We start from the raw sequence: 11,035 nt of genomic DNA, 5'->3' as shown, positions 1-11,035 counted from the left end.
CACGTGATCCCGACTTGAGCAGCACCGCAAAGCCCCTGATGGTGTCGCCGTCACCGGGGGAGGACAAATCTTGCGGTCACCCGGGTCGGAGGGTGTGCCCCACTCGGGGTGCGGGCCCGCCCTGGGGATGTGCGTCCATTGTTTGGCGCGGGACCCTGTCGGCATCCTCGGGCCCGGGGGCATCCATGCAACGGGTCCGTGGGGAGGGGGGTGCAGGGTCGCCCCCGCAGTGGGCTGCGACAAGCAGGGACGCGTTTCAGTGGCGGTGCATCGCAGTCCGCGAGGAGGTGAGCCCGGAGGCCGCCGACCTGCCCGAACCAGACAGGACCGGGTGACGACCCCACGAAGAGCGGGACTCGACCACCCCGGAGGCACCCGCACCGGGCAAGGGCAGCAGGCACGGGTACCCAGGGGCGCGAGGAACTGCGCGACAAGCCACAGACGGCCCGCAGCCGGACACGCGGAGACAGCACCCACGGCCCGGGGCCCGAGGCCCAAGGTCCCCCAGGGGGAGGCGTCACAGCCAGGAGGCGAACTCCAGGAGGGGTTCCGCTTCGCGGGGGCGGTCGGCTTCGAGGGAGGCGATCGCCGAGGCGACCGTGCGGAACAGGGTCCAGCCGAGGACCCGCTCCCGGTCCAGGTCCAGCGAGTCCGCCAGGCGCCCCACGCGGCGGCGGGCCGTCGAGGGGCCCGCGGTCGTGGCGACCAGGTCCTCCGCGCGGTCCCGGGCGAGCCGCGCCAGATCGTAGGCACGCTCCCCGATCAGCGGGTCGGGCCCGACCACGAGCCACGGCGTCCGGTCACCGGCGAGCACCTTGCCCTGGTGGAAGCAGCCGTGCAGCAGGAACTCCTCGGGCTCCGCGGCCGCGAGCAGCTCGTCCCGTACGGTCAGGGCGGCTTCGACCAGGGGTGCCGTCTCGCCGGAGCCGGCGCGCCGGAGCCGCTCGGCGTGCTCCGCCGTACGCTCCGCCACCGTCCCGATGCCGTGACCGGCGGGCGGTGGTGCGACCCAGAGCCTGCGCAGCGCGCCCGCGGCCTCCAGGACGGCCTTGGCCTCCGGCAGGGAGCGTACCGAGACCTCGGGGTGCAGCCGCTCCAGCAGCAGACCGTCCCCGGAGTCACCGGCGGGCCCGAGGTACCGGACCGCGCCGAAGCCGTCCCAGTGCTCCAGCGCCGTCCGTTCCGGGCCGGGGGAGGCGGACGGCGGGGCCAGCTTCAGTGCGGCCGGGGTGCCGTCGGGGAGGTGTACGAGGACGACGAGGCTGCCGCGGCCGCCGGGAGCGATCACCCGGTCGATGTTCAGGCCGGCCTGCTCCACCGTCCGGGCGAGGAGCTCCGGCAGCTCGGTGAGCCAGCGCGCGTCGTCCGGACCTTCGTGTGTGCCGTCGCCTTCGGCGAGCGCCCGCACCAGACGCCGGGGCGCTTCGAAATCCATGCCTGTGCGACTTCCTCTCATGCTCCGGCCGGACGGCCGGTGGCCGCCGACCGCTCGGCGAGCCCAGGAAAGGCTACGCCGGAGCCCCGCCAGCGCACGGACCGGACCGCCGCCTCCCGCAGCGCCGCCGCCGCGTCGGTCCGCAGCGGGCCCTGTGCGGCCCTGACCAGGTCGGAGCAGGCACCGGCGATCCGGTCCTCCAGATGCGCCGCGAGGCGTACGGCGGCGGCGGAGTCGGGGACCGGGAAGGGCAGGGCGTAGCCCGGGGCGGCGGCCACCGGGGTGCCGCCGAGGTCGCGGACGGCGCGGACGAGGGCGTCCCGGCGGGCCCGGTGGGCGGAATGGGCCTGGCGGGCCTCGGCCCGCCGGTCCGTGCCGATACGGGCGCCGACCACCCCGTACCCGTACACCGCCGCGTGCTCGGCGGCGAGCGCTGCCTGGACGGCGGCCAGCGGCTCCCGGTCCCCGGTCACCGGCCGGCCTTCTCGGGGCGGGCGGTCAGCAGATAGGCGTTGGCCGCGCCGGCCGCCGCGACCGAGGCCAGCAGCCGGGCCAGCTCGGGTCCGGCCCCGGCGAGAGCGGTGGTGAGGGCGGCGGAGGACCGGCGCTCGGCGGCGGCCAGTTCCGTCAGCGCCGCCGCGGGGTCCGGCGGTACGGCCGAGGGGCCGGGGCCGCCCGCGGCCGGGGCGCCGCCGAGGGCGGTGGTGTGGGCGGCGGACGCGGCCCGCAGCGGCGCGAGCCGCCCGGCCAGGGCCGGATGCGCGGCGATGACCGCGTCGTAGCGGTCCCGCAGCGCCCCGCCGGACACGGCCAACCGTTTCCGCAGGGCGGCGTCCGCCGCCGCGGTCCCGGATCCCTCCGGCGCTCCGCCGCGCTCGCGCGCCCCCGCCGCGCCGTGTGCGCGGTCGCGTCCGCCGGGCTCCGACGGCTCACCCGAACAGCCGGAGAGCGCCCCTGTCACCACGGCACCTGCCGTCGCGCCCGTCACTGCGAGCGCACGTCGTCTCGTCGTTCCCGGGCGCCTCACACGTTTCTCCCTCGTTCGACCGGCGGCTCCGTGATGATCATCGCCGCAGGCGAGCGTACCCGCGGGTCCCCCTCTGGTGGACGGCAACACCCTTCCGGACCGGATACCCTTTGATCTGACACGCGACCATCCGTGACGGCCCCGCCGCACGGACGCGACGGACCCACAACAGCACACGCGGCCGAGGAGTCACCCGGATGAGCACCACCCAGAGCGAGAGGCTGCGCGGGCTGGTGGAGCCGCTCGTCGGCGCCGCCGGACTGGATCTGGAAGAGATCGAGGTGACCCGCGCGGGCCGGCGCCGACAGCTGAGAATCGTGGTGGACTCCGACGAGGGCCTCACCCTCGACGCCTGTGCCGAGCTGAGCCGTGAGATCTCCGGCGCGCTCGACGCGTCCGATGTGATGGGCGAGGAGGAGTACACCCTCGAAGTCGGCTCCCCCGGCGCCGACCGCCCGCTGACCGAGCCGCGCCACTATGTGCGCGCCGCCGGCCGTCTGGTGAAGTTCCGGCTGAACGAGGGCGGCGACCTGGTCGCCCGGGTGCTCGCCGTGGACGAGGACGGGCTGGACGCCGAGGTCCCCGGGCTCAAGGGGCGCAAGCCGACCGCCCGCCGGATCGCCTTCGCAGAGATCGCCGGGGCGCGTGTGGAGATCGAGTTCAACCGCAAGGACAAGAAGGAAGAGGAGGCGTAGCCGTGGACATCGACGTAAAGCTCCTGAAGGGCTTGGCACAGGAGAAGGAGATTCCCTTCGACCTGCTGGTCGAGGCGATCGAGTCGGCCCTCCTCATTGCGTACCACCGCACTCCGGACAGCCGCCGCCACGCCCGGGTCGTCCTGAGCCGGGAGACCGGCCATGTCACCGTCTGGGCGAAGGAGGACCCGTCCGACGTGCCGGAGGGCCAGGAGCCCAAGGAGTTCGACGACACTCCGACCGACTTCGGCCGGATCGCCGCCACCACGGCCCGCCAGGTCATCCAGCAGCGGCTGCGGGACGCCGAGAACGACGTCACCTTCGGCGAGTACGCCCGCCGGGAGGGCGATATCGTCTCCGGCCAGGTGCAGCAGGGCAAGGACCCGAAGAACGTCCTGGTCAAGCTGGACGACAAGCTGGAGGCCATCCTGCCGGTGCAGGAGCAGGTCCCCGGCGAGGAGTACACCCACGGGCTGCGGCTGCGCACCTATGTCGTACGGGTGGCCAAGGGCGTTCGCGGCCCGTCCGTGACCCTCTCCCGTACGCACCCCAGCCTGGTGAAGAAGCTCTTCGCGCTGGAGGTCCCGGAGATCGCGGACGGCAGCGTCGAGATCGCGGCCATCGCCCGTGAGGCCGGCCACCGCACCAAGATCGCGGTCCGGTCCACCCGGGCCGGCCTGAACGCCAAGGGTGCCTGTATCGGCCCGATGGGCGGCCGGGTGCGCAATGTGATGGCCGAACTGCACGGCGAGAAGATCGATATCGTCGACTGGTCGGACGACCCGGCCGAGATGGTGGCGAACGCGCTCTCCCCGGCCCGGGTCAGCAAGGTCGAGATCGTGGACCTCGGGGCCCGCTCGGCCCGGGTGACCGTCCCCGACTACCAGCTCTCGCTGGCGATCGGCAAGGAGGGCCAGAACGCCCGGCTCGCCGCGCGGCTCACCGGCTGGCGCATCGACATCCGCTCGGACACCGAGCAGCCCGGCGAGGCGGCTCCGGCGCAGGGCGGCCGCTGACCCTGCGCAGTTGCGCCCGCACCACCCGCCCCGGCCGCCCCTGTGGCGGGCCGGGCGGGGCCCCGCGGCCACCGACCGTGGCCGAACGAGACAGATGAGTGTTCGATTTTTGCCCCAAAGGGGTGAGGTCGCTACGGGGAGGTAGACTTAGCCGTGTCTGGCCGGACGCATGTCGGCGCATGCCCAGAACGTACGTGTGTGGGCTGTCGTAAGCGTGCGGCCAAGAGCGACCTTCTGCGCATCGTGAGGATCGGGGACGAGTGCGTCCCCGATGATCGCGGTACGCTGCCCGGCCGGGGTGCGTATGTACACCTCGCCGTGGTCTGTCTCGATCAGGCGGTCCGCCGCCGGGCGTTCCCCCGGGCCCTGAGGGCCGAGGGCCCGCTCGACACGGCCGGGCTGCGTCTGCGCGTACAGCAGGCGGAGCGGGCAGCGGAGCAGGATGAGTAAGAAGAAGTACGGCACGGGACCCCGTGCGGTCAGGTACCTCGCGAGTCGGAAGTAGGTCGAGATTGCGATGAGCACTCGATGAGTACGCGATGAGTACGCCCATGAAGTAGCGACGGTCCGGCGGTAATCCGGACCTCAAAGGAGCGAAGTGGCTAAGGTCCGGGTATACGAACTCGCCAAGGAGTTCGGTGTGGAGAGCAAGGTCGTCATGGCCAAGCTCCAGGAACTCGGTGAATTCGTCCGTTCGGCGTCCTCGACGATCGAGGCGCCGGTTGTACGCAAGTTGACTGACGCATTGCAGGGGTCCGGCTCCGCCGGCAAGACCGCTGCCAAGCCCGGCGCGCCCCGCAAGGCCGCGCCCACCCCCGCCGCCCCCCGACCGGGCGGCCCCACCCCCGGCGCGCCCTCTCCGGCCGCGCCCCGTCCCGCCGCCCCCAAGCCCGGCGCCCCGGCCCCCCGGCCGACCGCCGCCGAGGCCCCCGGCAGCACCCCCTCTCCCGCCGCGCCGGCCCCCGGCCCGCGCCCGGGTCCCAAGCCCGCGGCCCGGCCCGGCCCGGTCACGCCCGTGCCCGCGGCGGAGTTCTCCGCCCCGGCGCCCGCGCAGCCCGCGGCGCAGCCCAGCCAGCCGGCTCCGTCCGGCCAGTCCGGGCAGTCCGGTCCGCGGCCCGGCTCCTCCGGCCCGCGTCCCGGTGCCCGTCCCGGCCCGTCCGGCGACCGTGGCGCCCCGCGCCCCGGCGGCGAGCGCCCCGCGCGCCCGGCGTCCGGCGACCGTGGCGCGCCGCGCCCCGGCGGTAACCGTCCGGCGGGTCCCCGTCCGGGCAACAACCCCTTCACCTCCGGCGGCTCCACCGGAATGGCGCGGCCGCAGTCGCCCCGTCCCGGCGGCGCCCGTCCCGGCGGTGCCCCGTCCCCCGGCGGCCCGCGTCCGCAGGGCGGCCCCGGCGGCGCTCCGCGCCCGCAGGGCCAGGGCGGCGCTCCCCGTCCCACCCCCGGCGCGATGCCGCGTCCGCAGGCTCCCCGCCCCGGCGGCGGCCCCGCGGGCAACCGCCCGAACCCGGGCATGATGCCGCAGCGTCCGGCCGCGGGCCCCCGTCCTGGTGGCGGTCCCGGTGCCCGTCCCGGTGGCGGCGGCGGTCGTCCCGGCGGTCCCGGTGCCCGTCCCGGTGGTGGCGGCGGCTTCGCCGGCCGTCCCGGTGGCGGCGGTGGCGGCGGCGGTCGTCCCGGTGGTGGCGGCGGCTTCGCCGGCCGTCCCGGCGGCGGTGGCCCCGGCGGCGGTGGCGGCGGCTTCGGCGGTCGTCCCGGCTTCGGTGGCCGTCCGGGTGGTCCCGGCGGCCGTGGTGGCACGCAGGGCGCCTTCGGCCGTCCCGGCGGCCCGGCCCGTCGTGGCCGCAAGTCGAAGCGGCAGAGGCGCCAGGAGTACGAGGCCATGCAGGCCCCGTCGGTCGGCGGCGTGATGCTGCCCCGCGGCAACGGCGAAGCCATTCGTCTGTCGCGCGGTGCGTCCCTCACCGACTTCGCGGAGAAGATCAACGCCAACCCGGCGTCCCTCGTCGCGGTCATGATGAACCTCGGCGAGATGGTCACGGCGACGCAGTCCGTCTCCGACGAGACCCTCCAGCTGCTCGGCGACGAGATGAACTACACGGTTCAGATCGTCAGCCCGGAGGAGGAGGACCGCGAGCTGCTCGAGTCCTTCGACATCGAGTTCGGCGAGGACGAGGGCGGCGACGAGGCCCTGGTCTCCCGTCCGCCGGTGGTCACCGTCATGGGCCACGTCGACCACGGTAAGACCCGCCTCCTCGACGCGATCCGCAAGACCAACGTGGTCGCGGGCGAGGCCGGTGGCATCACCCAGCACATCGGTGCCTACCAGGTCGCGACCGAGGTCAACGGCGAAGACCGCAAGATCACCTTCATTGACACCCCCGGTCACGAGGCGTTCACCGCCATGCGTGCCCGTGGTGCCAAGTCGACCGACATCGCGATCCTCGTGGTGGCGGCCAACGACGGTGTGATGCCCCAGACGATCGAGGCGCTCAACCACGCCAAGGCGGCCGACGTGCCGATCGTGGTCGCGGTGAACAAGATCGACGTCGAGGGCGCGGACCCGACGAAGGTGCGCGGCCAGCTCACCGAGTTCGGTCTGGTGGCCGAGGAGTACGGCGGCGACACCATGTTCGTCGACATCTCCGCCAAGCAGGGCCTCCACATCGAGGAGCTGCTGGAGGCCGTCGTCCTCACCGCCGACGCCTCCCTCGACCTCCGGGCCAACCCGGACCAGGACGCGCAGGGCATCGCGATCGAGTCCCACCTCGACCGCGGCCGCGGCGCCGTCTCCACGGTCCTGGTCCAGCGCGGAACGCTGCGCATCGGCGACACGATGGTCGTGGGCGACGCCTACGGCCGCGTGCGGGCCATGCTCGACGACAAGGGCGAGAACGTGGCGGAGGCCGGTCCTTCGACCCCGGTCCTCGTCCTCGGTCTCACCAACGTCCCGGGCGCCGGCGACAACTTCCTCGTCGTCGACGAGGACCGCACGGCCCGCCAGATCGCGGAGAAGCGCGCCGCTCGCGAGCGCAACGCCGCGTTCGCCAAGCGCGTGCGCCGGGTCTCCCTGGAGGACCTCGACAAGGTCCTCAAGGCCGGCGAGATCCAGCAGCTCAACCTCATCATCAAGGGCGACGCGTCCGGATCGGTGGAGGCCCTCGAGTCCTCCCTGCTCCAGCTCGACGTCGGCGAAGAGGTCGACATCCGGGTCCTGCACCGCGGTGTCGGTGCGGTCACCGAGTCGGACATCGACCTGGCCATGGGCTCCGACGCCATCGTCATCGGCTTCAACGTCCGCGCGGCCGGCCGTGCCTCGCAGATGGCGGAGCGCGAGGGCGTCGACGTCCGGTACTACTCGGTGATCTACCAGGCCATCGAGGAGATCGAAGCGGCCCTCAAGGGCATGCTCAAGCCGGAGTACGAAGAGGTCGAGCTGGGCACCGCGGAGATCCGCGAGGTCTTCCGCTCCTCCAAGCTGGGCAACATCGCGGGTGTGCTCATCCGCTCCGGCGAGGTCAAGCGGAACACCAAGGCCCGTCTCATCCGCGACGGCAAGGTGGTCGCCGAGAACCTCAACATCGAGGGTCTGCGCCGCTTCAAGGACGACGTCACCGAGATTCGCGAAGGCTTCGAGGGCGGTATCAACCTCGGAAACTTCAACGACATCAAGATCGACGACGTCATCGCGACGTACGAGATGCGCGAGAAGCCGCGAGGCTGACGCACAGCAGTCGGCCGGGGCCGGTCGGCGGAGAATTCCGTCGATCGGCCCCGGCCGCTGCGTGTACGGTTCCGGTGTCGCCGTCGAGTACCGGCAGGCGCCCCTGAACCCGAACCGGCGGGACATCCGGATACATACATGTATGTGGGAACGCTGTCCTTCGATCTGCTCCTCGGCGACGTACGGTCGCTGAAGGAGAAGCGCTCCGTGGTCCGTCCGATCGTCGCCGAACTGCACCGCAAATTCGCGGTCAGCGTGGCGGAGACCGGCGACCAGGACCTCTACCGGAGGGCTGCGATCGGCCTGGCGGTGGTCTCCGGGGACACCGGACATCTGACCGACGTACTGGACCGGTGCGAACGCTTCGTCGCCGCCCGGCCCGAAGTGGAACTGCTCTCGGTTCGACGCAGGCTCCACAGCGACGAAGACTGAAGTGGAACGCCCACCACGGCCATCGTGGCGGGGCACAGCAGGTAAGAAGGAGAAGGACCAGTGGCCGACAACGCGCGGGCGAAGAAACTGGCGGACCTGATCAGGGAAGTCGTCGCCGAGAAGCTACAGCGCGGTATCAAGGACCCGCGGCTCGGCTCGCACGTGACCATCACCGACACCCGGGTCACCGGCGATCTGCGGGAGGCCACGGTCTTCTACACGGTCTACGGCGACGACGAGGACCGGGCCAGCGCGGCGGCCGGGCTGCAGAGCGCCAAGGGCGTCCTGCGCAGCGCGGTGGGCGCCGCGGCGGGCACCAAGTTCACCCCGACGCTCACGTTCGTCGCGGACGCCCTCCCGGAGACCGCCCGGACCATCGAGGACCTCCTCGACCAGGCCAGGGCCTCCGACGCCCGGGTCCGGGAGGTGTCCTCCGGCGCCGCCTACGCCGGTGACGCCGACCCGTACCGCAAGCCCGAGGACGACGACGCCGCCGACACCGACGGCGATGACCCGGACACCGACGGTGGCCGCACCGGGGGCTCCGCGTCCGCATGACCCAGCGCACCCCCGCGCCCGACGGCCTGGTCATCGTCGACAAGCCGTCGGGCTTCACCTCCCACGACGTCGTCGCCAAGATGCGCGGCATCGCCCGGACCCGCCGGGTGGGCCACGCGGGCACCCTCGACCCCATGGCGACCGGCGTCCTCGTCCTCGGCATCGAGCGGGCCACCAAGCTCCTCGGCCATCTCGCGCTCACCGAGAAGGAGTACCTGGGCACCATCCGGCTCGGCCAGAGCACCGTCACCGACGACGCCGAAGGCGAGATCACGGCCTCCGCCGACGCCTCCGGCATCGCCCGGACCGCGATCGACACCGGTGTCGCCGCCCTCACCGGCGCGATCATGCAGGTGCCGTCGAAGGTCAGCGCCATCAAGATCGACGGAAAGCGGTCGTACGCCCGCGTCCGCGGCGGCGAGGACTTCGAGATCCCGGCCCGCCCGGTCACCGTCTCCTCCTTCCGGGTCTACGACGTCCGGCCGGACACCGCCGAGGACGGCACCCCCGTCCTCGACCTCGTCGTCTCCGTCGTCTGCTCCTCCGGCACCTATATCCGGGCCCTCGCCCGCGACCTGGGCGCCGGACTCGGCGTCGGCGGCCACCTGACCGCCCTGCGGCGCACCCGCGTCGGCCCCTACGGACTGGACGCGGCCAAAACCCTCGAACAGCTCCAGGAGGAGCTGACCGTGATGCCCGTCGCCGAGGCCGCCGCGGCGGCCTTCCCCCGCTGGGACCTCGACGCCCGGCGCGCCGGGCTGCTCGCCAACGGGGTACGGCTGGACATGCCCGGCTACGACCGCTCACCCGTGGCCGCATTCGGCCCCGACGACCGGTTCGTGGCCCTCGTGGAGGAGCAGAAGGGCAAGGCGAAGAGCCTCGCCGTCTTCGTCTGAGGGCAGCCGGTGGCTGCCCACGGGCGTGGGCATGGCAGTCTTAGACCTGCGAATACTGGTCTTGTGTAACTGATGGTTCGGCGAGGAGCGGTCACAGTGCAGCGCTGGCGTGGCTTGGAGGACATCCCCGAGGACTGGGGGCGCAGCGTCGTCACCATCGGTTCCTACGACGGTGTTCACCGCGGCCACCAGTTGATCATCGGGCGGGCGGTGGAGCGGGCGCGCGAACTGTCCGTTCCTTCGGTCGTGGTCACCTTCGACCCGCACCCCAGCGAGGTCGTCCGCCCCGGCAGCCACCCGCCGCTCCTCGCGCCCCATCACCGGCGGGCCGAGCTGATGGCGGGGCTGGGGGTGGACGCGGTTCTCATCCTCCCCTTCACCGCGGAGTTCTCGAAGCTCTCGCCCGCCGATTTCATCGTCAAGGTCCTGGTCGACAAGCTGCACGCCAGGACCGTCGTGGAGGGCCCCAACTTCCGCTTCGGCCACCGGGCCGCGGGCACCGTGGACTATCTGGCGGAGCTGGGCGCCACCTACGACTACGACGTCGAGGTCGTCGACCTCTACGTCAGCGGTGAGGCGGGCGGCGGCGAGCCCTTCTCCTCCACCCTCACCCGCCGGCTGGTCGCCGCGGGCGACGTCGAGGGCGCCCGGGAGATCCTGGGCCGCCCCCACCGGGTGGAGGGCATCGTCGTCCGGGGCGCCCAGCGCGGCCGCGAACTGGGCTTCCCCACCGCCAATCTGGAGACCCTCCCGCATACCGCGATCCCCGCGGACGGGGTGTACGCGGGCTGGCTGACGGCCGCGGGGGAGCGGATGCCCGCGGCGATCTCCGTGGGCACGAACCCGCAGTTCGACGGCGTCGAGCGGACCGTCGAGGCATACGCCATCGACCGCGTCGACCTCGACCTCTACGGGCTGCACGTCGCGATCGACTTCTTCGCCTACGTCCGCGGCCAGGAGAAGTTCGCCTCGGTGGACGACCTCCTGGTAGCAATGGCCCGCGACGTCCAACACTGCCGCGAGCTGGTCGCCTCCCACTGAGGGGGCCTTGGGCCCCGGTTCCGCGTGTCCGGGTGCGGGTCGTCTGTGGCTTGTCGCGCAGTTCCTCGCACCCCTGGGTACTCGTACCTGCTGTCCCTGCTGGGTGCGGGTGCTCCAACGGTGGTCGAGTCCCGCTCTCCGTGGGGTCGTCACCCGGTCCTGTCTGGTTCGGGCAGGTCGGTGGCCTCCGGGCTCACCTCCTCGCCACGTGCGATGC

General features: G+C 72.9%; 11 protein-coding genes. 8 read left to right on the top strand and 3 right to left on the bottom strand.

The genetic code is table 11. The features are described 5' to 3' along the window. Positions 1-517 precede the first annotated feature (517 nt). From ACWDR0_RS33375 to ACWDR0_RS33365, 3 genes are read right to left on the bottom strand one after another with little or no spacing between them, the layout of a single operon-like run. Positions 518-1,435: an aminoglycoside phosphotransferase family protein gene (locus ACWDR0_RS33375; protein WP_456355576.1), complete on the bottom strand. Its 918-nt coding sequence runs from the start codon at positions 1,433-1,435 to the stop codon at positions 518-520. Positions 1,436-1,452: 17 nt separating this feature from the next. Continuing rightward, positions 1,453-1,908: a ferritin-like domain-containing protein gene (locus tag ACWDR0_RS33370; RefSeq protein WP_456355575.1), complete on the bottom strand. Its 456-nt coding sequence runs from the start codon at positions 1,906-1,908 to the stop codon at positions 1,453-1,455. Beyond that, on the bottom strand, positions 1,905-2,462 hold the full coding sequence (locus tag ACWDR0_RS33365; protein ID WP_456355574.1) for a hypothetical protein: 558 nt from the start codon (positions 2,460-2,462) through the stop codon (positions 1,905-1,907). The genes ACWDR0_RS33370 and ACWDR0_RS33365 overlap by 4 nt, the downstream gene beginning before the upstream one ends. 197 nt (positions 2,463-2,659) lie before the next feature. Between ACWDR0_RS33365 and rimP the strand changes: the two genes are divergently transcribed. From rimP to ACWDR0_RS33325, 8 genes are all read left to right on the top strand, one after another. After that, a complete protein-coding gene (rimP, locus tag ACWDR0_RS33360) occupies positions 2,660-3,157 on the top strand; it encodes a ribosome maturation factor RimP (RefSeq protein WP_456355573.1) in 498 nt (165 codons plus the stop codon). A 2-nt stretch (positions 3,158-3,159) separates the two neighbouring features. After that, complete coding sequence (nusA, locus tag ACWDR0_RS33355; protein ID WP_456355572.1) at positions 3,160-4,173, top strand: transcription termination factor NusA; 1,014 nt, start codon at positions 3,160-3,162, stop codon at positions 4,171-4,173. Between the two features lie 153 nt (positions 4,174-4,326). Continuing rightward, positions 4,327-4,623, top strand: a complete 297-nt coding sequence (locus tag ACWDR0_RS33350) for a YlxR family protein (protein WP_456355571.1) — start codon at positions 4,327-4,329, stop codon at positions 4,621-4,623. 148 nt (positions 4,624-4,771) lie between these two features. Next, entirely contained in the window at positions 4,772-7,891 is a 3,120-nt protein-coding gene (gene infB / locus ACWDR0_RS33345; RefSeq protein ID WP_456355570.1) for a translation initiation factor IF-2, read from the top strand. A gap of 138 nt (positions 7,892-8,029) precedes the next feature. Further along, complete coding sequence (locus tag ACWDR0_RS33340; RefSeq protein ID WP_366259716.1) at positions 8,030-8,323, top strand: DUF503 domain-containing protein; 294 nt, start codon at positions 8,030-8,032, stop codon at positions 8,321-8,323. A 60-nt stretch (positions 8,324-8,383) separates the two neighbouring features. Beyond that, on the top strand, positions 8,384-8,881 hold the full coding sequence (gene rbfA / locus ACWDR0_RS33335; RefSeq protein WP_456355569.1) for a 30S ribosome-binding factor RbfA: 498 nt from the start codon (positions 8,384-8,386) through the stop codon (positions 8,879-8,881). Next, positions 8,878-9,777: a tRNA pseudouridine(55) synthase TruB gene (truB, locus tag ACWDR0_RS33330; protein WP_456355568.1), complete on the top strand. Its 900-nt coding sequence runs from the start codon at positions 8,878-8,880 to the stop codon at positions 9,775-9,777. Before rbfA ends, truB begins: the two co-directional genes overlap by 4 nt. A 96-nt stretch (positions 9,778-9,873) precedes the next feature. Beyond that, a complete protein-coding gene (locus ACWDR0_RS33325; RefSeq protein ID WP_456355567.1) occupies positions 9,874-10,818 on the top strand; it encodes a bifunctional riboflavin kinase/FAD synthetase in 945 nt (314 codons plus the stop codon). Positions 10,819-11,035 lie beyond the last annotated feature (217 nt).

The organism is Streptomyces sp. NPDC003691 (genome assembly GCF_053981115.1).
This window is presented reverse-complemented; position numbering and strand designations above follow the sequence as displayed.

What these genes read in the sequence shown, in the direction of transcription:
- ACWDR0_RS33375 (WP_456355576.1), bottom strand. Translation starts at nt 1,435, where the DNA reads ATGGATTTCGAAGCGCCCCGGCGTCTGGTGCGGGCGCTCGCCGAAGGC.
- rimP (WP_456355573.1), top strand. Translation starts at nt 2,660, where the DNA reads ATGAGCACCACCCAGAGCGAGAGGCTGCGCGGGCTGGTGGAGCCGCTC.
- ACWDR0_RS33340 (WP_366259716.1), top strand. Translation starts at nt 8,030, where the DNA reads ATGTATGTGGGAACGCTGTCCTTCGATCTGCTCCTCGGCGACGTACGG.
- truB (WP_456355568.1), top strand. Translation starts at nt 8,878, where the DNA reads ATGACCCAGCGCACCCCCGCGCCCGACGGCCTGGTCATCGTCGACAAG.